Raw genomic sequence first — 24,090 nt, 5'->3', positions numbered from 1 at the left:
TTTAAGCTCTCACTTTCGCACTCATAATCATGGCATCTTCACAAGGATGCTGATAGTATGATTTTCTAATTCCTAATGAACGGAATTTTTCAGACTTATACAGATTTTGGGCTGCGGTATTCGAACAGCGCACTTCTAAAAATACTTGGAAAGTATCTTGTTCCTTTAACTGGGCAATTAATTCATGCAATAACTTTCGCGCAAACCCTTTTCCCTGTGCATTTTTCAAAACAGCAACATTTGTAATCTCCGCCTCATCCAGGACCAAATTGCAGCCAACAAAACCAATAATTTGTTGGTCTTCTTCCAAAACAACATAGTAAGACTGCTGTTGATTCAAATCAGCCTCAAACTGCTGGAAACTCCATGGCGAACCATGTTCATACGCGTCTTCACAAATCGTCCATAAACGAGTCGCCAACTTGGTTGTTGGAAAATCATTTTTTTTATAAAACACCACATTCACTCTTCTTCTATTATTTTTATCATATCCAGCGCATCTTCGTTTGTTTCATCATAATAGGCTGGCTTTACTGCTCTGGAGACAAACCCTTTCCTACGATACAATCGCTGCGCATCCTTATTACTCATACGCACTTCCAAAGAAAGTGTTTCACAGCGATTTATTATAGCAAATTTGACAAGTTCGTCAATCAATTTCCCACCAATTCCTCGACCTTGATATTCAGGGTCAACCGCAATATTGGTTAGATGACAGTCGTTCCCGACAATTCGGCCTCCAATAAACCCGACTAGTTGTAACTCACTAGTGACTGATAAATAAAGATGCGGAATGGCTGAAGTTAATTCCGTCAAAAAGGCACTTTTTGTCCATGGTAGCTGTTCACCGTAGACTTTTCTTTCAACTGCCAATAACGCCTTGATATCTTCTAGCTCGGTTTCTCGAATCAAAAACCGACTCTCATCTATTGTCATTTCTTTTTGTGGGTAGACTCTTTTTTTACGAAGTGGATAAAGAACTCGTTGAAAGAGGAGTTTAAACTTTTTCAACATACGCTTCATCTCCTGGTTCATGTGTTTCTAACCATTTTTCCTCCGCTTCGACACGTTTAAGATAGGCTGGTAGAAATCCTTGGATGTCACCCGTAGGGGGGACTGTTTCTCCCAACTCCGCTAAAGTAATGCCGTTTGGAACCGACCATAAAGCATGTGTATTTATTTGAGCGTGAGGCAATCTTTCGTTAATCTCTTCGACAAAATTAGCCACGTCTGTACCTACAAAATAAATAGACTCTTCTGAGTTTGATAACTCTTCTATTAAATGGTCAAAAGAGATATGACTATCTTCTCGTACGCAAACTAACTGATTGTTTTCCCAGCGATACACCCCAGTGTAGACATTTTTTCGACGTGCATCAAAAATAGGGACAATTCGCCCCTTTATATTCAAACAATTCGCTGCAAGGGTCGCGAGGCTAGAGACGCCCACCAATTCTTTTTTTAGCGTATAAGCTAAGGTCTTTGCAGTAGTCACGCCAATTCGTAAGCCTGTATAAGATCCAGGCCCTTGAGCAACCACGATTCGATCAATATCAGAGGGCTTTTTTTCTGCAGACTTCATTAACGAGTCAATCGCAGGCATCAAGGTTAAACTATGATTTTTTTTTACAGTCGTTTGCATTTGACCCAATACCCTTCCATCCTCCAATAGCCCAATCGCCAAAGTTTGATTTGAGGTATCAATAGCAAGTATAATCATCAAAAATCCCTTTCCTTTTTACAATAATAATGCACTCATTGTAGCATATTTCTTTCAAACTTAATATTACTTTATCACCAACATTTATAGAGCAAGACTCTTCAATAAATAGATACGCAGTAAATGATGAAAAATAGTCAAAAAATAACAAAAAAAGAATCAACCAAAAAGTTTTCACTTCTTAACTGATTCTTGAATGGACATTCAGCGTCACTTTATTTACAAACGAATCATATTCGTTTAGTTTTGTTCATTTCCTCGTAGATTCTCTCAGGATTAACTCAGTTCCAACCGTGATTTTCCTTGGCACGGGGGATTTATCTTTACTTAAAGAAAGAATTGTGTCAACGGCTAATTCACCCATCCATTCGGTGTAAACCTTAACTGTTGTCAACGGAGGACTCACATATTTTGCGACACTACTATCGTTAAAGCCAACGACTGCCACCTGTTCAGGAACTGAAACACCGGCTTCTTGTAAGGCACGTAACGCCCCAATCGCCAACGCATCATTCGACGCAAATAGAGCTTCTGGAAGATTCGCCGCGTGCTCAACAAGATAAGTCTTCATCGCCTTGTACCCTGCGTCCACAGAAAAATCAGCTTGAATCACCCAGTCTGGTTGAAAAAGATTATTTTGAGTCAATAATTCTCTAAACGTCGACAAACGAACATCCGGAATAAGTTGATTCGTTGGCTTAGTATATTCATTCCCAGTCAAAATGCCAATTTTATTATATCCAGAGGTAAGAAAATAGTCGACGACATCTTGCACACTTTGATGAAAATCAACCACGAGTGAATTGACCCCTTGTTTCATCGCATCAAAGTCGACAAACAGTAGATTTTCTTGACTACGCGCCAACAAAGCCACTTGTTCTGAATCAAATTTCCCCAAAGCAATCGTTCCATCAACTACCTCTTCGCTAATCTCAGATAGAACTTCTTTCAACAAACGAATGCCAAGCTCTTCTGCTTTTTTTTCAATCCCTAAACGAATAGATAGATAATATAAATCATCTAACTCCTCGACTTCGTTGTACCATTGAATCAAACGAATTTGAGACTTTTCATGCCGTTGATTTTTTTTATGTTTGGTGTAGTTTAACTCCTCAGCCACTTCAAAAATTTTCTTTTTGGTGTCATGACCGACAGAAAGCTCAGTATCGTAATTTAATACTCGTGAAACTGTTGCAGGAGAAACACCTGCCAGTTCTGCAATATCTTTAATGGTAGCCATGTTTCTCCTCCATTTATATAACAAATTTTTCTTATAGTGTCTCTATAAAACGTTGGAAAGCTTCTTGACCTTCTTTTGTCCGTTTAAAGACTCCCGCATCTAAAAGTACTCGTTCAAAAACTCTTCCGACCGCTTCTTGAACAACTTGTTTGACCGTTTCTTTATTGACCGATTTTTTTTGTTTTAAGCCATCAGCCCACTCGCGATGATACTCAGCAAGCTGGTTATCTTCATCGACTAAGTAACGCTCCACTTCAATTAATTCTTTTTCTAATCGTGGCGGTAAGACAGCTAAGCCCATTACTTCAATTAAGCCAATATTTTCTTTTTTAATATGCTGCACATCTTTATGTGGATGGAAAATTCCATCTGGATGTTCTTCTGATACATTATTATCTCTTAAAACTAAATCAAGTTCAAATAAATCTTTGTTTCGACGAGCAATTGGTGTAATTGTGTGATGAGGCGTACCATCTGCTGAAAAAGCAGAAACTTCAACAGACTCATCTGAATAGGTTTGCCATTTCTCAAAAATTTCTGTAGCAGCCTCCACTAATTCCGTTTGTTCTGTTGCCTGCAAACGAATGACTGACATCGGCCACTTTACAATTCCTGCACGAACTGCCGGGAATTTTTTTAAGGTAAATTCAGCCGCCATCTCGGCTTTTGCCATTGGAAACTCATGGGCTCCTGCTTGATAGTGGTCATGCGATAAAATAGAGCCGCCAACAATTGGCAAATCAGCATTTGAGCCCACAAAATAATGTGGTAAGACCTCGATAATTCGTAACAAACGGGCAAATGTTGTTTTCGAAATTTTCATTGGGCGATGCTCTTCTGATAGAATAATTGAATGCTCATTGTAATAAGCATAGGGCGAATATTGGAACCCCCAGCTTTCCCCGTCCAAATTCATCCGAATGATGCGATGATTGGTTCGTGCGGGATAGTTTAAACGACCCTTGTAGCCTTCATTTTCCATACAAAGCATACACTTTGGATAGTCAACCTTAGCTGCGTTTCGTTCAGCTGCAATTTGTTTAGGATCCTTTTCTGGTTTTGACAGATTAATGGTAATTTCTAACTCACCATATTCTGTTCCAACAGGAAAAATAATATTTTTAGCGATTGCTCGCGTCTTAATATAGTCATTCGCTTTGCTCAACTCATAAAAATAATTGGTCGCTTCTTGCGGACTTTTTGAATAATGTTGCGCAAAAAAGGCATTAACAACTGAAGGTGGTGGCGTTAAAAAGTCCATCAATTGGGCTTCTAAAATCTCTACCTCCGCTTGATTATCAGTGATTACTTGATTCTCTTTCGCCTTTTTAATCAATTCATCCAACAACTCTAAAGAAGGACGTGCGTGTTTTTCTGCGGAAACTGGCGCTAAAGCTTCTTCACCGATTAGCGCAGCCACTCGGTTTTGTAAATAAATTCGGTCCATTTCCATCCAACCACCAGAGGCAATGGCTAAAGTAGTAAACTCATAAATTGTTTGACTGATCACCAGTAAACCTCCTAGTCTTCATACCCGTTTGGATGGCTCACATGCCAGTCCCAAGCAGTTTTAATAATATCTTTTACAGAAGTATATTGTGGAGCCCAGCCTAAAACAGATTTTGCTTTTTCACTAGCAGCAACTAACGTACCTGGATCTCCTGCACGGCGCGGTGCCACTTTTGCCGGAATTTCTTTGCCTGTTACTTCGCGCGCAGCTTCTAACATTTCTTTTACTGAATAGCCGTTGTTACTACCCAAGTTAAAGACATTACTTTCGTTACCAGCTTTTAAATATTCTAGTGCTAGAATGTGAGCTGCAATCAAATCTTCAACATGGACATAGTCACGAATACATGTACCATCTGGCGTATCATAATCTTCACCAAAGATAGATAATGCTTCACGTTGCCCTAAAGCTACTTGTAAAATAATTGGTACCAAATGTGTTTCTGGATCGTGGTCTTCTCCAATTGATGAATCAGCTTTTGCTCCAGCCACATTAAAATAACGTAAAGCTACGTAACGCATGCCATATGCGTTGTCACACCACTTCATCATTTTTTCCATCATTAACTTGCTTTCCCCGTAAGGATTTTTTGGATTTGTTGGTGTTGTTTCACGAATCGGTGTTTCCTCAGGTTCACCATAAGTTGCCGCAGTTGAAGAAAAGACAATGTTTTTGACATCAAACTCTTCCATAACTTCAAGAAGAATTTGCATACCATAAACATTATTATTGAAATATTTTAGAGGCTTCTCAACTGATTCTCCTACTAAAGAGCTTGCTGCAAAGTGAATAACACCTTCAATGGTTTCTTTTTGGAAAACACTTTGAACGAATGTTTTATCTCTCACGTCCCCTTCGTAAAAACGAGCATCTGGATGGATGGCTTGTTTGTGACCAGTGAGTAAATTATCGATAACGACTACCTCATAGCCTTTTGATACTAATTGATTAACAGCATGTGAACCGATATAACCGGCTCCGCCTAGAACTAAAATTGACATAATTTATTTCGTCTCCTTTGTAAGTAAAATACTTTCTTTACTATCTTACAGCTTTCTCGCACCATCATCAATGCTTGCTTTATAAAAGTCAGCAGCGTAGCCAATTTTTTCTTTATAAATCTCACCAACTGTTTGAATGAAGTCTGGTAACACAGCTTCCTTGACAAGAGCAATTCCACACCCGCCAAAACCAGCACCCGTCATTCTAGCACCCAAAACACCTGGTTGTGCTTGCGCTGCTGCAACTAGTGTATCTAACTCAATTCCGGTCACTTCATAATCGTCCTTCAATGACTGATGAGAAGCATTTAATAACTGACCAAACGTAGCTAAATCATTGGCTTGTAAAGCGACTTTTGCTTTTAGCGTCCGTTGATTTTCAGTAACTGCATGTTTCGCACGACGGATTAATGTTTCATCACCAATTAAATCAGTATTTGCATAAAACGTTTCTTCGTCCAATTCTCCAAGACTTTGGATTGGTAATTTTGTTTGCAAACGGCGAAGTGCTTCTTCACATTCACCACGACGTTCATTGTATTTTGAGTCTGCCAATTCACGACGTTTATTGGTATTCATGATGGCGACCACATACTCACCAAACGCGGCTGGTACCACTTCATAAGAAAGGGTATTCGTATCCAACAATAGGGCATGGTCTTTTTTACCCATTCCTATAGCAAATTGATCCATAATTCCTGAATTCACACCGATAAACTGATTTTCAACTCGTTTCCCTAATTTGACTAAATCTAACATCTCAATTGATAAATCAAACAAGTCTCTAACAATCACTCCTGTCAAAAGCTCAATCGAAGCTGATGAAGAAAGACCTGCACCGTTTGGAATAGTTCCGTAAACAAAGATATCTAATCCTGAAGAAATTTCATAACCCTCTTCGAGTAAATAAGCAATCACACCCTTAGGATAGTTCGTCCAATCGTCTTCTTTCTTATAAGAAAGATCTTCTAATGAAAATTCAATTCGACCTAATTGCTCAAAGTTTTTTGAATACATTCTAATTATTTTATCTGCTCTTTTTCTAGCCAATCCGTAAGTTCCAATGGTGATTGACGCTGGAAAAACATAGCCCCCGTTATAATCTGTGTGCTCTCCAATCAAATTAATTCTTCCTGGTGCAAAATACTCGCCAGCTGCTTTTTCTCCATCAAACACTTGTTGAAACTCTTTTTGCAATTCTTTTAACATACGAACACCTCTCATTTTTATTTAGTAAATTTATTATAAAACATTTACTAAAATTATTCAACAAAAAAATAAACCGATTACAACTAATCTTTCTACTGGTTTTTTTCAGTGTTATCAGCGATAATATAAAGGTAGAATAATATTTAGAATAAAGAGGTGTTTCCTATGAAAAAATTCGTATCTGGTCTTCTTGTCGGAAGCGTAGCAACTATGGCAGCAATTGCTGGTACTGTAGTAGCTGCTAAAAAAATTATTATTGATCCAATCGAAGAAAAAGAAGCAATGATAGAAGAAAATCGCAAAAAAGCAATGAGAAAACGTATCACTCGCTAATTGCTACGAACAAACAGCCCTTACTAACTCATGTCTTGAGCAAGTCAGGGCTGTTTTCCTGTGTTTTAGAAGAAGGCTTTGTGCTTTATTTATTTAATTGGCTCACTCTGAACTGCACCGCCTTTTTCCTTTATTTCCTCTAACCATTTTTTTAAACAGACTGCTTGATTATCTACCGTATCCTTCGCTCCATAAACTAGCGTTACAGTGGAATTTGTTTCCACAATTTTCTTCAATTGATTAAAGGCCTCTTTTTGTATGCCGGTTGTTAACTCAAGAGCATATTTTTCTTTAAATAAAGGAAACTTTTCTGGTTCGTGATGAAACCACTTGCGCAACTCATTACTTGGAGCCACTTCTTTTAACCATTCATCTAGCTTAGCGTGCTCTTTTGAAATTCCTCTAGGCCACAAGCGATCCACCAATACGCGATAGCCATCTTGATCGGACACTTGTTCATACACTCGCTTTACTTGTATCATGCCAATCCCCCTCCCAATTAATTTCCCTCTATCTCTATACTACGCATTTTGTTATATTTGTGCAAAAATTCTTGCCTCTTTTTCCCGAGGGACTACTTTTCCAATCAAACATAATCGGCTCTTGCGTTGGTGCATAAATCCCTATTCAACTTCAGGTGTTCATTTTAATTAGTAAAAAAAGAGTAGAACATAACTTAAAATAGTTACATCCCACTCTCTTATTATAGGGTGAAAATGAAAGCAGCTCCTTCACAAATAAACTGAGCGCTTTTGCTTCAACCTTACTTAATAAGTTGTTTTCTTTTTAATTTTCCCTGTCCAGCCATCATAACCGCCTTTGAGAAGATAAATTTCTTTATATCCTTGTTTGCGTAGTTTTGAAGCAGCACGAATACTCATGCTTTTCTTTTGATCATAGAGATACACCGGCTGATCTTTACGAATTGAACCGTAAGACTGTTTTAAAACGCTATAAGGGATATTCCTTGCACCCAGAACATGCCCTGCATCAAACATATCTTTTTCTCGCACGTCGATAATTTGCGCTTTACGCATACCTTCACGAAATTCCTCTTCTGTGAGTGTTTTAGCGGAGCGCTTTCCCATGATGCGGATATAAAGTTCATATCCAGCAATCACAAGAATGATTGCTATTAATACGATATTTACTAACCATAGAGACATTGAGTTTCAAACCTTTCTATTTGTCGAGTTGTAAAGCAAGTGAAGCAGCACCAATAACACCAGCTTCATTTCCTAATTCTGCCAATTTAATTTTCGTACTGTTTCTAACTTGAGGGAAAGTAAATTCATTAAAATATTTTTCAACGCGTGAACGTAAGAATTCCCCAGCCGCTGAAACACCACCACCTAATACGATACTAGAAGGATTTAATGTGTTTCCTAAGTTCCCACAAGCTAACCCTAAATAGAAACAAACTTTATCAACAACCATTAGCGCAAATGGATCTTCGGCTTGTGCATATTCAAAGATATCTTTACTTGAAACCTCTTCACCAGCATCTAACAATTCTTTAATCTTAGAATCACCCACATATTCTTCAGACAGGTGACGAGCTACACGAACAACACCTGTCGCACTAGAAACTGTTTCTAGACAGCCGCGTTTACCACACGTGCATTCAAAGCCGTTTGGATCTACTGTTATGTGGCCCACCTCACCAGCACAACCTGCTGTTCCATGGAGAAGGTTTCCTTCAGCGACGATTCCACCGCCAACGCCTGTCCCTAAAGTAATAAACACAACATCTGGATCATTTTCTCCAGCACCTTTCCAGCGCTCACCTAATGCCGCCACATTAGCATCATTATCAAGAGCAAAAGGAATTTTTGTGCCTTTTTCAATTAATTCTCTAACTGGCTGTAAAGTTGACCAGTTAAGGTTATAGGCCCCAATGACGGTGCCTTTTTCTTGGTCGACACTTCCTGGCGTTCCCATACCAATACCAATAAAATCTTCACTCGTCATGTTGTAAAGAGCCAAACGGTGGTTAATTGATTCCACAATCTCTGGTACAATATGGCTACCTTCATCTAAAATATTTGTATCAATACTCCATTTTTGTTGAATCTCACCAGCTGTTGTTAAAATTGCAAATTTTGCTGTTGTTCCACCTAAATCAATTCCAATAATCTTTTTATCCATTAGTATTTTCCTTTCTGTCGGCTTTCTTCAATGTGGTGTTCTCGCTTTAAAATCCGCCAAGCAGTTAGATACGTATCTTTATCAATCAAGCGACCTTCATACAGATTTCTCAGCTCGATTGTCATCAATTCAATATCATAAATCCTTGCGCCCACATAAACGTAGATGCCAAATTGTTTAAATAGTTGTTGTACATCATATAAGCTTTCCATCTTTTGCACTTCCTTGAATATTATACAAGACCAGCCCTATCTTTTACAATGCTATTTCGACTCTTTTCTTCTCTTTCAATCGTTTATTTAGATTCTAAGAAAAAATAAAAACTACAAGTTCCAGTATAACAAATAATCTCTATTTTTGCTTTAGATAACTCAAAAATAGCTTCTATAAACGTATTCTCTTTTCTGTTTTTGTAAAAATCACTCTTCCACCGTATTTTCAAATAAAAAAGTCTGGAACCAAATCAGCAAAATGTGCCAATATTCCAGACTTACGACTACGTGTATCATGTATAAAATAAGTTTCCCCGCTTCTTATCACTCTTAAAGAAACCCATATTTCCTAATCCCCATCATGAAGAAAACAGCTACTAGGAAGATAAAAACACCTCCAGCAATAATTCGCTCATGAATGGAGTAACGTTCTTTATGTTGGGCAAGAGAGACAACACTACCTAACAATAAGCCACCAATAATCCCACCAACATGCCCCCAAATATCGATTGTTCGATCGAATACACCAAACAATAAACTCATCCCCACAAACAGGACAAATTGACGAGTCATTCCTTGAATTGTTGGGTTATCTTTAAAATGAATACCTAGAATCAAAAATGCCCCAAACATTCCAAACAATGCTGTACTTGATCCTGCAGCAATTATCCCTTCCCCGTTTAAAGCAAAACTTGCTAGATTGCCCATAACCCCACTTAATATATAAATCACAAAAAAGCGACCGTGCCCATAGATTGCCTCAATCTGCGAGCCCATAAAATATAAAACCACCGAGTTTAAAGCATAGTGGGAAAGACCAAAATGGATAAATATTGGCGTAACAAACCGCCAATACTCGTGATTAAACGCGACACTAGGTCCAAACATCGTCCCATTGACATAAAACCATCTATCCAGAGTTGGTGATAAAAACATTAATAAGAAAATGATTGTTTGAATGCCTAAAAATGTATAGGTTAAAAAAGGCTTGTTCAGCCAGCGTTTCAGTTTCATTTGTTGTTGATAATTCATTTATCTGCTCCTTTGTTAGCGTCTGTAAACAGATGATTGACTGGCATATCATACGAGTCGACCGACCAATCTTCTTGGAACTGCTCACTGAATACGAGACTGCATGTTTGACCGCTATAATTTGCTAAATACCGATCATAATAACCGCCACCAAAACCAATTCGATAGCCTGATTTTGAAAAAACTAAGCCAGGAACAATAATCAAATCAAGTTCTTGTGGAGAAACGACTGTTTCAGGAATGGGTTCTTTCACGCCAAATGTTGAGATTGTGTAGTCTGTCTCTGGTGTTGTTTCATAAAAGACCATCTTCCCTTTTGGAAACGACTTTGGTGAAGCCATTCGTTTGCCTTCTTGCCATCCACGCAAAAAAATTTCAGAGGTTTCAAATTCGAACCCAAGAGAAATAATCGCTGCTACAGAATGCGCGGATTGCCACAATTCACTTGTAAAAAACTCTGACAGAATCACTTGTTCTCTCTTTTTTTTCAATTCAGGAAAATTGTTTAATTCTTGTAATAGCTGGATGCTCTTTTTTCTAAATGCTTTTTTATCCATACATACTCCACTCCCTTATTGAATGGTATCGAAAAATAAAGAAAATGGCAATCTTTCTCAAAGGAATTCATATAAAAGTCATACTTCCTTCACTAAAAAAGAGCCCTTTTAACAGTCAAAATAAAGTGGCACTCTTACTAATAAATGAACGTATAACTTATTTATAGTCTGTCGATTATCCGATACTATCAACCAATCAATTTAGACCGTCCTTATAGGAAACTCAGCTTTTCTAACCCATTTTTGAAAGACATGCGGGTAGTGATTGACCTCATCGACAAGCCCTTCTATTTCTTCGACCAACTCAAACTCAGAAAAATCGATTTCTCCAATATAGGTATCACCAGAAAACTCTGCATCAATCAATGTTCGCCAAATCACTGAAGTATAGGGAAGCATTTCTTTAAAAATACGTGTTCCACCTGAAATATAGATATCCTCATCCACTTGTTTTTCGTATTCAACTAATTCACTAATAGAGGAAATTACTTCAGCATTTGCTTGAACCGTGAGCCCTTTCTGTTGTGTCAAAACAAGAATGTGGCGATATTTTTCACTTCGATAATCCATGCCCTCATAGGTTTTTCTACCCATCGCAACAATCGAGTTCAGCGTATGTGATTGGAAAAATTTCATATCATTAGGTAATCGCCAAGGTAACAATCCATCTTTACCGATTAAGCCGTTTTTGTCCTGTGCCCACACTGATAAAAACATATATTTACACCCTTTCTATGTATAGAGACCTTAAAAATGATTATCGATAGCACACCTCTACTTATTTGCACGATAATAAGTCGTAAATTTTTTCAATTAAATAACTATCTGCGTTAAGACACTTAATCGTTGAACGCCGTTGATACTCCTCAAAAAAATAAGGGAAGTGTGTGCAACCAAAGATAATCCGTTCGACTTGGTTTTTCTCAAAAAACTGAATTGATTCTTGCACTCCTTGCGTTTCTCCAAACTCAACTAGAGGAATTTGTTTTTCGACACTATCTACCCAATCAAGATTTGAAATAGCATAAACTCTCGATTGACTATTTGCTTGGACAATTACACGCTCGATTCCCGCTGCCCCTTGCGCATTTGCACTTAAGACACCAATGCGCGAATACTTTCTTGCAACCTCTTTATAGAAAACAAACGGTGTAAGGATGGGCACCTGATATTTTGTGGCCAAAGCATCAAAATCAACACTTGCGCTCAAAGAGTTACAATAAATAAAAAAGATAGCCACTTGCTCTTCCAAAATCAGGCGTTTAATCATCGCTTCGATAATCAAAAAGCGTTGTTTACTATCCATCGTTTGAAAATAGGTTTGTTCCTCAGGGGACTTCGAAACGGGATACGAAACTAGTTCATTTGAAAAATGTTTTTCCAGTAACTGTTTACCTTGTTCTGTATCCACGCGGGTTCCAGCAATTACTGCTATTTTTTTTGTCATTTCACACCTCCATATCATTCATCAGTGATTCACTTAATTTTTGGTCCGTGCAATTCTTAGTATAATGGGGAAAAGTCGTTCTTTAATCGATAAATTAACTAAACTAGCGAATACCATGATTCGACCAAAAATCATCCCTCTATTTGCTTCGTTTGCCTTTGATAAACAGCAAAAAGAGCGTTCTGCTTTCATAAAATAAGGCCTTTCTTTTGATTTCCTTATTAATATTGGTTTTATCATACTATTTTTGGCAAAAAAAGGCTAGTTAACAAAAACTCACTTATTATTCTCTTCTCATTACCCATCGATATTCAAAAAAAATTGGTGTACAATGAACGTAACTTATATGATATGGAGTGATTCTTTTGAGAAAGTCTCTTTTATTACTTATCCCCTTTTTTTGGTTTTAACTGCTTGTAAAAATCAACCGACAGCTAACAGTAGCCAGTCTAGTGTTCCTGTTCAGAATCTGTCAACCTCTTCACAAACGACTCTAAAACAAAGCACTGCCTCTAGCGAAAGCTCAACTACAACAAACAAGGAAGCTACTGAACAAGCAACTCATCAATCCTCTAGCCCAACCGTTCCATCAGCAACCAGTCAATCTCTACCATCAAGTGAAGAAACAGATCCTTTAGCTGGCTACTCTGATTTACAAATAGAATACGCTAGGGTCTGGTTAGCGACAATGGGGACTTCCTATAAAGAAGCCTTGAAGAACTCTGAGTTTGAGTTACAAGTCCGCCATAACCCAGCTGGCTCAGCTATCAATCCTTATGAAACGAACAGCGCTGTCTATCCCGAGGAAACTGTCACGCTTTTTGGTAAATATGGGTATCAAAGCCTAATTGTTTATTCAAGTAATCATGACGGAACAATCACTCAGTACCCCGTTCCTAGTCACTTTCAAGGGAAAAATGATACCAATGAAGAATCAAACAAAATTTTAAATAGCACCAAACAAGTCTCAATTCCAACAAATAACCCTGAAGACATCAAAGAATTAATAGATGTTCTAGTGATAATTAACTAACAAACTGCTTCCACTTTTTCAAATTCAGCGAGGCATCCCACTAGGGTTTTTCTCACGAAACGTTTAGAATAGTAGAAAAGTGAGGAGCGAAAACGATGACTATTTATGAATTTAAAGTAAAACAAACAAATGATGAAATGAAATCCTTGAGTGACTATCAAGGCGACGTCTTACTAATTGTCAATACAGCTACAGGATGTGGTTTTACCCCACAGTATGAAGGATTACAGAACTTATACGAGAAACATCAAGCTGAAGGATTCGAGATTTTAGATTTCCCTTGCAATCAGTTTGGCAACCAAGCACCTGGAACCAATCAAGAAATCACAGAATTTTGTCAATTGACCTATCACACGACTTTCCAAACCTTTGCTAAAATCAAGGTCAATGGAGATGATGCCGATCCACTCTATAAATACCTGAAGAGTGCGCAAGGAGGATTACTTGGCAAAACGATTAAATGGAATTTCACCAAATTTCTAGTCAATCGTAAGGGAGAAGTAATAAAACGCTACGCATCAACGGTTAAACCAGAAGATATCGAAGCTGATGTTTTAGTTGAATTAGCCAAATAAAAAAAACGTCAAGTAGTATTACTTAACAAAATTGCCAAAAAGTGTAGCTTTCTGTTTTAAAACATGGTAAACTATTCAAGTCTGAGAGTTATCTTAGAGGATTCCAGAATGTATGGGAGGGAAAATCATGCGCGTAAACATCACTTTAGAATGTACTTCTTGTAAAGAACGTAACTACCTAACAAGCAAAAACAAACGTAACACTCCAGATCGCTTGGAAAAAGAAAAATATTGCCCACGCGAAAGAAAAGTTACTTTGCACCGCGAAACTAAATAGTCGTTCAAATTAGACGCTAAAACTCTTGATATAATAAGGTTTAGCGTTTTTGTTTTATCTATTTTTCAAAAGTCTTTAGAAAAGTCTTTAGATTCTATGCGTTCCTATTTTTATTTTTCCTACTATGTTATTTGGTCTAAAAAAATCTCTGAACCGTTGTATAAGGATTCAGAGATTATTTTAATTTTCTTATTTTAGATACATATCGTAATAGGCATCTAATATTTCTTGAGCAATCACTAGATTTTTATGATCTTTTTCATCTGTTAAATTAGGTAATACGACACTTATCGCGATCTCAGGATCGTCTGATGGTGCGTAAGCTACGAGATTACTATTAACTGTCGCAATCTCAGGATGCCCAGGTGCCGTTGTTTCAGCTGTTCCTGTTTTAGCGGAGACTGACATTTTTGCATTGGCTAAACTTTTCGCTGTTGTAAATGCATCCGTCCCATGAACTGCATCATAAAATCCTTGACGAATAATATTCATTTGATCATTTGTAATATTGACTTCATTTAATACTTTAGGTCCAACCTTTTCTTTTTCAGAGCCTAAAGTCCCATCCTCTTTATTATCATAAATTCCCTTTACCACATGTGGCGCAATTCGTTTTCCACCATTTGCAACAGTCGCAGCATATTGTGCTAATTGCATCGGTGTATACGTATCATACTGACCAAATGATAAATCCAGAAGGTTTCCGGCATTCGGACCTCCCTTGCCGAAGTTTGTCCATGACAAACCAACTTCTTCATTTGGAATATCGATTTCGGTTTTTACTCCCATCCCATACTCATTAAATCCTTTACGTAACTCGCCAAAAATTCCTGCTTGTTCTGCTGCATAAGGCATAGTCATTCCACGTTCATAACTAATCCCTAACATTCTGAACACAATTTGCATCATATACACGTTTGACGATAATTCCAATGCTTTTTGAGCAGAAATCTCTTGAGGATAATCTGTAGTAAATACCGATTTTTTAACGGCTGAGCCTTGAATCAAAATAGGTTCATCAACTAAGACGTCATTTCCAGTAATAACGCCTGCTTCATAGCCTGCCGTTAACGTTCCTCCTTTTACAACAGATCCAGGAGTATACGCATCTAAAATAGTGCCTAGTGGACGAAGCTCTAACTCATTTGTCTCAGGTGTATGTTGGTACCCTGACATCGCAAGTACTTCACCCGTTTTCGGATTGATTGCTACTGCATAAGCTCCAGGAGAATATTTCGCTTTTCCACTGCTTACCATATCTTCAAGATTCTTTTTCAGAATACTATCGACTTTTTCTTGGAAATCATAATCAATACTTAGAACTAGATTGCTGCCTTTTTCTCCTGCACTTTTTTCAGTCTTACTGACCACTTCATTACTTTGATCTAAGGTGATTTCATACTTTGTTTTGGTTCCTTGTAAAACCTCTTCATATTGTTTTTCCAATAAGCTGGTTCCAACACGATCATTTCTCGCATAACCTTTCGCTAGATATTCATCTAAATCATCGGCTTGAATCCCTTCTTTTTCACTGGAAACTCGCCCAAGAATATCTGCTAATGAACCCTTATATGGGTATTCACGTTGCCAATCGGTCCCAGTTGATATACCTGGAAGATCAATCGCGTGTTCAGCAACTAACGCCAACTCTTTATCTGTCACATCTGTATTTTTGACAAAGACGGTACTCAAAGCATACGCACTATTCATCCGTTTGAAAATCGTCGCGGCTTCCATTGTAATAGCATCAAACTTGATTTCCTCTGCGGTCACTTTATCAACAGTTGCTAGATACTGCTTACTAGTATCGACTTCCTTTTGTTCCTTATCTGATAAACGATCTTGGGCCTTTTCTAAATTTGCCTTACTTCCTAACCAGTAATCCTTTTTATCACGTTCTGTTAGCTTATCAGGCTCGACTTTAATCAATTTAACTAGATTATTTGCTATCGTATATAAATCATCCGCCGTCATTGAATTCGTACGTGTAAAAGTAATCGCAGCATTGGCCTTATTCGTCACCAAGGCCCGACCCTTCGCATCATAAATCATCCCACGAGGCGTACTTACACTAACCTCAGTCGTTGATGATGCTTCAATTTTTTTATCGATATCCGTTTTATTAATAATTTGTAATGAACCTAGCTGTGCAATAAGTGCAACGAATAGGGTAAAGATAATAAAAAACAGAAAATTTAACCGAAAAGGAATATGAGAGCGTCTCGTTTGCTCCTCTTTTGTCTCATTAACTTGTTTGTTCTGACCAAAGCCTGAATCTTTCTTCATCTTATCGTAATCCTTCCAACTTTTCCTCTAAATGTAGCTATATAAACCTACCTCGTAAAATAGGTGTAATCACTCATTCTTCTATTGTAACTAAAAATCTACTATTTAAAAAGGGAAAATAGTTCTTCTAAGAAAAGATTTAATCATCTCTTAAAAAACAGTAGCCGTATTGTTTCACAAAAAATAGCTCCTTCTTTTTTATTCATTTCAAAACTCCTTAAAATCAGCATATTCATAAATTTAATACACACTTTTGCGTGAAACATTTTTCAGATGTAGGAATTTGTGGAAAACTAATAAAATATTAATTATTACAATCACACTCAGACTTGTTTTTAAGTTGAGCCAGAATGATCTAAAGGTTCTCCCTTTACAGGTCTGGACGGACTTGAAAAATATACAGTTAGACCCAGAACGGTCATACCAATTCTGGGTCTAAATAGATTTTATTTGCTAATTAACGACTATAGTTTTTAACTTCTTCAGCCATCGCATCGACAAAGATATTTAATTCTTCAACACTTGTTTCTTTACTACCGTAGCGACGAACATTGACGGTCGCTTCCTCCATTTCCTTATCACCAACTACTAATTGGTAAGGAACTTTTTGCGTTTGTGATGCACGAATTTTGTAGCCCATTTTTTCGTTTCTATCGTCTACTTCTACGCGTAAACCTTGCGCTTGTAGACGTTCTTTTACTAGATGAGCATATTCAGAATGAGCCTCTACTGAAACCGGGATAATAGTTGCTTGAATTGGTGCTAACCAAGTTGGGAAAGCGCCTTTGTAGACTTCTGTTAAATAGGCAACAAAACGTTCCATAGTTGACACGATTCCTCTATGAATAACAACAGGGCGGTGTGTATTTTCTCCGTCATCACCCACATAAGTCAAATCAAAACGTTCAGGTAACAAGAAGTCCAATTGAATCGTTGACAAGGTTTCTTCCATTCCCATTGCTGTTTTTACTTGGACATCTAGTTTTGGTCCGTAGAAAGCTGCTTCACCTTCTGCTTCAAAGTAATCCAGCTCCATCTCATCCATTGCGGCTTTCAGCATCACTTGCGCTTTTTCCCACATTGCATCATCATCAAAGTACTTATCTGTATTGTTCGGATCACGATAGCTTAAACGGAAACGATAATCGGTGATATTGAAATCAGCATAAACCGCAACCATCAACTCTAATGTCCGCTTGAACTCATCCTTAATTTGATCGGGGCGAACAAAGGTATGTCCATCATTTAGCGTCATTTCACGCACACGTTGTAAACCAGAAAGTGCCCCTGATTTTTCATAACGATGCATCATACCAAGCTCTGCAATACGAATAGGCAATTCACGGTATGAGTGGATATCATTTTTGTAAACCATCATATGATGCGGACAGTTCATTGGACGTAATACAAGCATTTCACCATCGCCCATATCCATAGGTGGGAACATATCTTCATGGTAATGATCCCAGTGGCCAGAAGTTTTATACAATTCGACGTCTGCCATAATTGGTGTATAAACGTGTTGGTAGCCTAGGCTAATTTCTTTATCAACGATATAACGTTCAATGGTACGGCGGATTGTCGCGCCTTTTGGCAACCAGAATGGTAAGCCTGAACCAACTTCTTGTGATACCATGAATAAATCTAATTCTTTACCTAATTTACGATGGTCGCGCTCTTTGGCTTCTTCTCTCATTTTGATAAATTCTTTTAAATCTTTTTTATCAAAGAAAGCTGTCCCGTAAACACGTTGCATCATATGGTTGTCAGAATTCCCTCGCCAGTAAGCTCCAGCAACAGATAATAACTTGAAGACTTGAATACGACCTGTTGAAGGAACGTGGACACCACGACATAAATCAACAAAATCTCCTTGATCATAAACAGTGATTATTTCCTCTGCAGGCAAGTCCGTAATTAATTCGACTTTATAAGGATCATCTGCAAACAAGGCCAACGCTTCTTCTTTTGTAACTACTTTGCGAACGATGGGGTTATTTTCTTTGACGATTTTCATCATTTCTGCTTCAATTGCTGGCAAATCTTCGGCAGTAATCGGATTCTCCCCGTTATCAGTATCATAATAAAAACCTGAATCAATCGCTGGTCCAACGCCAAAGTGAATAGTTGGGAACAAACGACGCATCGCATTGGCCATTAAATGAGCGCTTGAATGACGTAAAATTCCTAATGCATCTTCATGGTCAGGTGTAATAATTTCAATTTTCCCATCTGCTTCGATTGGACGAATTAAATCAATTAATTCACCATTTAATTTTCCGGCTAACGCTTTTTTCGCAAGCCCTTTTGATATTCCTTCAGCAATAGCCAAAGTAGTGATTCCTGAATCAAATTCCTTTACTGCTCCATCTGGGAAAGTAATTTTGATTGACATATCTATAGTTTCCTCCTTTAAATTCGATCTGAAAAAGTTGAGTAGTTCCTCAAAACCATTAAAAAAAGCCCTAGCATCTCTAAAGATACTAGGACGAAAATTCGTGGTTCCACCTAATGTTCAAACACTTATTGTGTTCCTCAACGTGGTAACGGTCCGACCGCCTTTGTTTCAACAAAGGTTTTGAAAGTGGTCATTCCTTGCGTCATTTCTAGAAAACTTTCAGCCAAGGTTTTCCTCTCTATTAGACGACAAACAAGTGCAGGTGTCTTTCTCATCAATCAATTATGAATTAATTTAAACACTTTTGTTAAAAAAAAGCAAGTCTTTCACGCAGGAAAGTTTCTATTCATTTCTTACTCTTTCCAAGCACCATCAACTGCATAGGTCCCTTTTTTCATTTCATTCACAATCACGTGAATATGCTCTTTAGGGGCACCGGTATTTTTATGCACGGCTTCTGTAATATCCTTCATCATTCCATCTAGCTGCTCTTTTGAACGGCCTTCGACTAATTCAACATGGATAAACGGCATCGTTTTTCATCTCCTCTCACTCTATGTACTTTAGCTTGTTTATTAGTTGTATAAAACTGATTAACTAGCCTATGTTTAATAATGGTCTGTACATTTTTTGCTTATTTCAAACACGAAATTACCTCTTCAGCTGCTTTAGGGTGATTCAAACGCTTGGCAGATTCTAAAAGCATTTCACTTATATAATCACCATCTCCCATGGTCACTAAAAAGACAATCTCCTCTTTTTTGTACCCATCTTTATTAAATTTTGTTGGCAGTTCTGCATCACTATAGCCCCACTCATTTGCAAACCAGGTAATATTTTCATACTTTGATTGTTGCAAATGTTCAACTGTCTCAAAGGCAACATACATCCCATAATAGTCATCCGTGGTAACAAATGTAACCCCGTAAACCTTCTCATCTTTTTTGTAGTCCAATATCTCAGAAATCAATTGTGGCATACATTTTTTTAATTCTTCACTAACTATTTTTTTTGCATGTCAGTTCCCCTTAAGTTTATTTACTGTAGTATCTTACACTATCTCTTTGTAGATGAACATTCCAATAGTTGGCTGTACCTACACTAACTATTTTTTTCACTTATTCCTTCGATTAAAAAAATTATTCGTTATTTTTCAACTTAAAAAATCAGCTAAAATGAGTCAAACCTCTAACCCTTCTCCCCTAGTAGAAGATATTAGCAAAAGGCCTCCTCTGCACTACCAATAGACAGTACTTCAAAACTATCTCCAACAAGCTTTACGCCAACACCATGTTCCTCATCATGAACGGAATGAAACTGAAGGCCAAAAATTAATGAGTTCGCCTCTTCTGGCAAAACATAGATAACCAGCAATTCAAAATCAGCTGATTTCATTCCCATCCCAAATTCATCTTGCTGTTCACTGATAATCGAGGCAATGACTTGATCATACCAATTCTCTTGTTGATTGATAAATTTTGCAATCATCTCGTTATAAGTTAACTGTAGGGTTGTTTCATCGGTCTCCAGAGTGTCTACATTCAGACGGACATTTTTACCTGTTTTGGAAAAATGAAAAGACAGCTCCAAATCATCATCAAACAATAATTCTGTGGCTTTTAGCATACCCCTCCACTCTCCTTTGAAAATTATAACAAAGCCTGACTATCAGGCACAAGTTTTTTTGGCAGTTGTAAACATCTGCTACAGACCGTTCTAATGCCTTTTCGTAAGTTTCTGGCTAATCATTTGCATGAAGAAAGGTGTAAAAATTTAACCAATTAACAAAACAAAATTGGTTAAGCAACATAGATGAAAGTAAATCGACATCCCTCTATGCGGGTACCTATTTTCTATGGAAACCAAAAATATATAAATTAATGGACGGACAACTAGCTGTTATCCAGTTGATTGCCCGTCCAATTAGCTTTCTTATTTGATTGTCTTTTAGGTATTGCGCTTAATCTAATCCATCAATCGCTTTCTCCACAAAAAAGTTCTGTATTTCAACCATTTTTTCGCTCAACGGCCATTCCCCATCTATAATCAAATCTACATCAGAAGAAACAATTGTTTCGTGTGCAGAAAAAATCGAACGAGCAAAGGTTAGATAAGTTTCGCACCAAGAAAGAATTGCCTCTTTTGATTGATTCTCAAAATCGCGTAAAATCATTCGCACAAACACAATATCTAAGGGCGTTTTCATATAAATAACTTGGTCGATATAAGGAACCAGTTTTTTATGTTGATAACCAAAAGGAAAATCAATATAGATAATCGGCACTCGATTAATCAGCTTCAACAAATCATCTAACAAAGGCTGAATATTAAACTGATTAATCATTTGATTGGCGTCAATCAGAATCTGATCAAGCTCCGGTGCTCCGGGCTGTGCATCAATATCATACTTATCAAAATATAAACTTGCGCAATCTGGTGTTCGTTTGACTAATTCTTTGACCAGCGTTGTCTTACCACCTGCAGTTACCCCACTAATAACAATCACCTTTGTTTTCAAAAAAGTCCTCTCCTTCTTATAAATCAGCAATATAGACAATCAAAATATTCGCATACACACATCATTTCCTCAGTAAAAGTCAAGCCATTATGCTTTAATTCTTTAGTGAAAAAAGATTCGTGGACTTTTTCCAATAGGCTAGACTTTTATCCCCCTCTCCTTCCAGAAAAGCATAAGTTTCAGAAATCTGATTAAAAGGCCGTAATTCAACTTTATTAGTTCGGATAATCGCTTTTGGATTGTCTGAACCAGCCAGTATCACACTATATTCGTCCACGGCCGGTAACTCTTCTTTTATTTCATAGAGTGGGAAAGCCGAAGTCGTCACTGTTTTTGTTCCTTGAATAACCAATTCAGCAAGTTCATCTGCCATTTCTACCTTGTTTACAAATGATCAAACCTGATAATCTGCATGAATCTTGTTTTTTTGAGCAAATTTTTGCCAGTAAGCTTTTATCGCTGTATTCTTCATCCTTTACCTCCATCTTTTACCTAAATATAGTCCACTTAGCGCAAAGATACAATCGCTGAATCTAAGTTAGTAAGTATTTTTAGCAAAAAGATAGTAAAGACCTTCCCAATCAGAATGATAAGGAAGGCCTCTTTGCTATTCAACTAAATTATCTATCATTTTTTGCTCGCAAAGCACTTAAAATCGAAACCGTGTCGACAACCTCTTGCAAAGCAGCTCCTAATAGTGCTGGAATTATCCCAGTACTAGCAATTAACATTAGGATGACACAAATAAAGATGCCAATCAAAACGGATTGTTTCGCAATTTTCATAGTCTCTTGCGCAATCTTAACAGAAATCCAAACGCGGGTTAAATCGTCCTTTAAAATCACTGCGTCAGCACTTTCACTTGCGGCAGTTGAACCATGTGCCCCCATCGCAATCCCAATATCAGCCACTGCTAAAGCCGGCGCATCATTTACCCCATCACCAACCATTACGATAGGACGTTGCTCTTTTGTTGCTTCGTTTAATAATTTAATCTTATCTTGAGGCAAACAACGGGCATGAACTTGAGTAATGCCCACTTGTTGGGCTATCTCTTGGGCTATTTCTTCTTGATCTCCCGTCAGCATAATGACATTTTGAACCCCTAATCGTTTTAGCTCAATGATTGTTTCCTTTGACTCTGTTCGAACCACATCTTTAAAAGTCATATAACCAATATACTGCCCGTCTAAAGCCGCGTAAATAATTGTCTGTTTCGTCTCAACAGGTTGAGTATTTGCAAATTCTGCTCGGCCAATTTTGATTTCTTTTTTATTCACCAAAGCTTTAATGCCTGAGCCTGTCACCTCTTCCAAATTGGAGACCGGCAATAAGTCCACTTGCCCTTTGCTCTCCGCAAGAATCGAGCGTGCCAAGATATGACTTGAGTCCTGTTCCGCACTTGCAACGTATTGAAGGAAGGTTGTTTCATCCATACTTGTTACTGGTGAAATTTTGTCAATAGAGAGTTGTCCTTTAGTAATTGTGCCTGTTTTATCAAATGCAATTGATTTTGCATCCGCTAATTTTTCTAAGGTAGTCCCCGTTTTGACAACGATCCCATTCCGACTCGAACGGCTCATCCCAGCAACCAATGCAATCGGTGCAGCTAATATCAATGGACAAGGAGAGGCAACCACTAAGACTTCAGCAAACCGGACTGGATCTTTGGTCACAAACCAAGAAACCCCACCAATCACATAAGCAATGAGGGTGAATGGAACAGCGTAACGATCTGCCATACGGACAAATTCAGCTGGTTTCATTTCTGACTCTTTTACTAACTTGATGATTGTTTGATACTGGCTATCCGCCGCAGACTTATTGACTTTTATTTTTACAGAACGATCGCCATTAATACTCCCTGACATCAATTCATCGCCAACTTTTTTAATCATTGGAGTCGATTCTCCAGTTAGTGACGATTCATCAAATGTCGAGTTTCCTTCTAAAATTACGCCATCAACGGGAACTATTTCACCAGGCTTAACTACGAGGAAATCACCAATTTTGACTTCTTCAACCTCAATATCATGTAAGGTTTCACCAACTAGATGATGAGCAATTTGCGGTGAATTATCTAGTAAGGCGCGTAATTCCTTATTGGCTTGTCGCCCTGCATAATCCTCTAAACTATCCCCACCTGTCAACATAATTAAGACCATCAAGCTAGCCCAATATTCGCCAACCAAGAGTGTCGCTACAATCGCCGTAATAGCTAATATGTCCACACCATATTTGCCAGAACGCAGTGTCTTTATCATCTCCAACAGCATAAAAAAGGCCATGATACCCCCAACAATCGCAACAAGTACATAAGCCCACGTAGGATTGTGCAAAACGAACTCCGCCAGCAGTGCCATCACACCTACTAATAAGGTAAAAAGAAATTTTTTAAAATGTCCCACTGTAAACTCCCCCTTCAAAATCGAACATTGAGTTTTGTGTCTCTTATTGACCGGTCGAAAGTCAAACTCATTTCTCATAGTTTTCTTTTGTTCTTCTATTTCAGAGTAGCTCATAAATAGGTTAGAATGAAGCAATATCCCTTAAATGAAAACAACTATCACTCTCATTGATAAAAAAACGCTTCA

The 24,090-nt window shown here is 37.8% G+C and carries 27 protein-coding genes; 4 read left to right on the top strand and 23 right to left on the bottom strand.

Annotation, left to right across the window (positions count from 1 at the left end):
- Position 1 precedes the first annotated feature (1 nt).
- From rimI (IGI37_RS06415) to IGI37_RS06385, 7 genes are all read right to left on the bottom strand, one after another.
- Entirely contained in the window at positions 2-466 is a 465-nt protein-coding gene (gene rimI / locus IGI37_RS06415; RefSeq protein ID WP_438760619.1) for a ribosomal protein S18-alanine N-acetyltransferase, read from the bottom strand.
- Positions 463-1,014: a ribosomal protein S18-alanine N-acetyltransferase gene (gene rimI / locus IGI37_RS06410; protein WP_438760617.1), complete on the bottom strand. Its 552-nt coding sequence runs from the start codon at positions 1,012-1,014 to the stop codon at positions 463-465. The genes rimI (IGI37_RS06415) and rimI (IGI37_RS06410) overlap by 4 nt, the downstream gene beginning before the upstream one ends.
- Complete coding sequence (gene tsaB, locus IGI37_RS06405; RefSeq protein ID WP_438763604.1) at positions 998-1,720, bottom strand: tRNA (adenosine(37)-N6)-threonylcarbamoyltransferase complex dimerization subunit type 1 TsaB; 723 nt, start codon at positions 1,718-1,720, stop codon at positions 998-1,000. The genes rimI (IGI37_RS06410) and tsaB overlap by 17 nt, the downstream gene beginning before the upstream one ends.
- A gap of 250 nt (positions 1,721-1,970) precedes the next feature.
- Positions 1,971-2,960 carry a LacI family DNA-binding transcriptional regulator gene (locus IGI37_RS06400; protein WP_438760615.1) on the bottom strand — a complete coding sequence of 330 codons (990 nt, stop codon included), beginning with the start codon at positions 2,958-2,960 and terminating at the stop codon, positions 1,971-1,973.
- 31 nt (positions 2,961-2,991) lie between these two features.
- A complete protein-coding gene (gene galT / locus IGI37_RS06395) occupies positions 2,992-4,473 on the bottom strand; it encodes a UDP-glucose--hexose-1-phosphate uridylyltransferase (RefSeq protein ID WP_438763603.1) in 1,482 nt (493 codons plus the stop codon).
- 8 nt (positions 4,474-4,481) lie between these two features.
- Entirely contained in the window at positions 4,482-5,471 is a 990-nt protein-coding gene (gene galE / locus IGI37_RS06390; RefSeq protein WP_438760613.1) for a UDP-glucose 4-epimerase GalE, read from the bottom strand.
- A gap of 45 nt (positions 5,472-5,516) precedes the next feature.
- Positions 5,517-6,680 (bottom strand): galactokinase, encoded by a 1,164-nt coding sequence (locus tag IGI37_RS06385; protein ID WP_438760611.1) that lies wholly within the window; start codon positions 6,678-6,680, stop codon positions 5,517-5,519.
- Positions 6,681-6,845: 165 nt separating this feature from the next.
- Here IGI37_RS06385 and IGI37_RS06380 point away from each other — a divergent pair, with 165 nt between their 5' ends.
- The gene (locus IGI37_RS06380; protein WP_438760609.1) at positions 6,846-7,013 is read left to right on the top strand and encodes a DUF3042 family protein; all 168 of its coding nucleotides are present in this window, start codon (positions 6,846-6,848) and stop codon (positions 7,011-7,013) included.
- Between the two features lie 89 nt (positions 7,014-7,102).
- On the opposite strand, the gene IGI37_RS06375 is transcribed toward IGI37_RS06380, so the two are convergent.
- The 8 genes from IGI37_RS06375 to IGI37_RS06340 all read right to left on the bottom strand — a co-directional run bounded on the left by IGI37_RS06375 (position 7,103) and on the right by IGI37_RS06340 (position 12,409).
- Positions 7,103-7,495 (bottom strand): DUF488 domain-containing protein, encoded by a 393-nt coding sequence (locus tag IGI37_RS06375; RefSeq protein WP_438760607.1) that lies wholly within the window; start codon positions 7,493-7,495, stop codon positions 7,103-7,105.
- 285 nt (positions 7,496-7,780) lie between these two features.
- On the bottom strand, positions 7,781-8,179 hold the full coding sequence (locus IGI37_RS06370) for a rhodanese-like domain-containing protein (protein WP_438760605.1): 399 nt from the start codon (positions 8,177-8,179) through the stop codon (positions 7,781-7,783).
- A 16-nt stretch (positions 8,180-8,195) separates the two neighbouring features.
- Positions 8,196-9,161: an ROK family glucokinase gene (locus IGI37_RS06365; protein ID WP_438760603.1), complete on the bottom strand. Its 966-nt coding sequence runs from the start codon at positions 9,159-9,161 to the stop codon at positions 8,196-8,198.
- Positions 9,161-9,373 (bottom strand): YqgQ family protein, encoded by a 213-nt coding sequence (locus IGI37_RS06360; RefSeq protein ID WP_438760601.1) that lies wholly within the window; start codon positions 9,371-9,373, stop codon positions 9,161-9,163. The genes IGI37_RS06365 and IGI37_RS06360 overlap by 1 nt, the downstream gene beginning before the upstream one ends.
- Positions 9,374-9,703: 330 nt before the next feature.
- On the bottom strand, positions 9,704-10,405 hold the full coding sequence (locus IGI37_RS06355) for a rhomboid family intramembrane serine protease (RefSeq protein WP_438760599.1): 702 nt from the start codon (positions 10,403-10,405) through the stop codon (positions 9,704-9,706).
- Positions 10,402-10,962, bottom strand: a complete 561-nt coding sequence (locus IGI37_RS06350) for a 5-formyltetrahydrofolate cyclo-ligase (protein ID WP_438760598.1) — start codon at positions 10,960-10,962, stop codon at positions 10,402-10,404. Before IGI37_RS06350 ends, IGI37_RS06355 begins: the two co-directional genes overlap by 4 nt.
- 201 nt (positions 10,963-11,163) lie before the next feature.
- Positions 11,164-11,679, bottom strand: a complete 516-nt coding sequence (locus tag IGI37_RS06345) for a dihydrofolate reductase (protein ID WP_438760596.1) — start codon at positions 11,677-11,679, stop codon at positions 11,164-11,166.
- Between the two features lie 61 nt (positions 11,680-11,740).
- Positions 11,741-12,409 carry an aspartate/glutamate racemase family protein gene (locus IGI37_RS06340; protein ID WP_438760594.1) on the bottom strand — a complete coding sequence of 223 codons (669 nt, stop codon included), beginning with the start codon at positions 12,407-12,409 and terminating at the stop codon, positions 11,741-11,743.
- Between the two features lie 331 nt (positions 12,410-12,740).
- On the opposite strand from IGI37_RS06340, the gene IGI37_RS06335 reads away from it, so the two are divergent.
- The 3 genes from IGI37_RS06335 (at position 12,741) to rpmG (ending at position 14,294) form a co-directional block, all read left to right on the top strand.
- Positions 12,741-13,442 (top strand): hypothetical protein, encoded by a 702-nt coding sequence (locus IGI37_RS06335; protein ID WP_438760593.1) that lies wholly within the window; start codon positions 12,741-12,743, stop codon positions 13,440-13,442.
- 95 nt (positions 13,443-13,537) lie between these two features.
- A complete protein-coding gene (locus tag IGI37_RS06330; RefSeq protein ID WP_438760592.1) occupies positions 13,538-14,017 on the top strand; it encodes a glutathione peroxidase in 480 nt (159 codons plus the stop codon).
- 127 nt (positions 14,018-14,144) lie between these two features.
- On the top strand, positions 14,145-14,294 hold the full coding sequence (gene rpmG, locus IGI37_RS06325; protein ID WP_034685451.1) for a 50S ribosomal protein L33: 150 nt from the start codon (positions 14,145-14,147) through the stop codon (positions 14,292-14,294).
- 189 nt (positions 14,295-14,483) lie between these two features.
- Here the strand turns inward: rpmG and IGI37_RS06320 are convergent, their stop codons facing one another.
- From IGI37_RS06320 to IGI37_RS06285, 8 genes are all read right to left on the bottom strand, one after another.
- On the bottom strand, positions 14,484-16,580 hold the full coding sequence (locus IGI37_RS06320) for a penicillin-binding transpeptidase domain-containing protein (protein WP_438760591.1): 2,097 nt from the start codon (positions 16,578-16,580) through the stop codon (positions 14,484-14,486).
- A gap of 457 nt (positions 16,581-17,037) precedes the next feature.
- On the bottom strand, positions 17,038-18,975 hold the full coding sequence (thrS, locus tag IGI37_RS06315; protein WP_438760590.1) for a threonine--tRNA ligase: 1,938 nt from the start codon (positions 18,973-18,975) through the stop codon (positions 17,038-17,040).
- Positions 18,976-19,331: 356 nt separating this feature from the next.
- Positions 19,332-19,511: a 2-hydroxymuconate tautomerase gene (locus IGI37_RS06310; RefSeq protein WP_438760589.1), complete on the bottom strand. Its 180-nt coding sequence runs from the start codon at positions 19,509-19,511 to the stop codon at positions 19,332-19,334.
- A 101-nt stretch (positions 19,512-19,612) separates the two neighbouring features.
- Positions 19,613-19,957: a hypothetical protein gene (locus IGI37_RS06305; protein ID WP_438760588.1), complete on the bottom strand. Its 345-nt coding sequence runs from the start codon at positions 19,955-19,957 to the stop codon at positions 19,613-19,615.
- Positions 19,958-20,193: 236 nt separating this feature from the next.
- Positions 20,194-20,604 carry a hypothetical protein gene (locus IGI37_RS06300; RefSeq protein ID WP_438760586.1) on the bottom strand — a complete coding sequence of 137 codons (411 nt, stop codon included), beginning with the start codon at positions 20,602-20,604 and terminating at the stop codon, positions 20,194-20,196.
- Positions 20,605-20,938: 334 nt separating this feature from the next.
- Positions 20,939-21,496: an adenylyl-sulfate kinase gene (locus IGI37_RS06295; RefSeq protein ID WP_438760585.1), complete on the bottom strand. Its 558-nt coding sequence runs from the start codon at positions 21,494-21,496 to the stop codon at positions 20,939-20,941.
- Positions 21,497-21,590: 94 nt separating this feature from the next.
- A complete protein-coding gene (locus IGI37_RS06290; protein ID WP_438760584.1) occupies positions 21,591-21,869 on the bottom strand; it encodes an ASCH domain-containing protein in 279 nt (92 codons plus the stop codon).
- 247 nt (positions 21,870-22,116) lie between these two features.
- Positions 22,117-23,904, bottom strand: coding sequence for a heavy metal translocating P-type ATPase (locus tag IGI37_RS06285; protein ID WP_438760583.1), 1,788 nt, complete (start codon positions 23,902-23,904; stop codon positions 22,117-22,119).
- Positions 23,905-24,090: the final 186 nt, after the last annotated feature.

It is taken from the genome of Enterococcus sp. AZ194, from assembly GCF_051713825.1.
Classification (GTDB): Bacteria; Bacillota; Bacilli; order Lactobacillales; family Enterococcaceae; genus Enterococcus_K.
The sequence above is the reverse complement of the archived record's forward strand: the minus strand, read 5'-3'. Positions and strand labels throughout refer to the sequence as shown.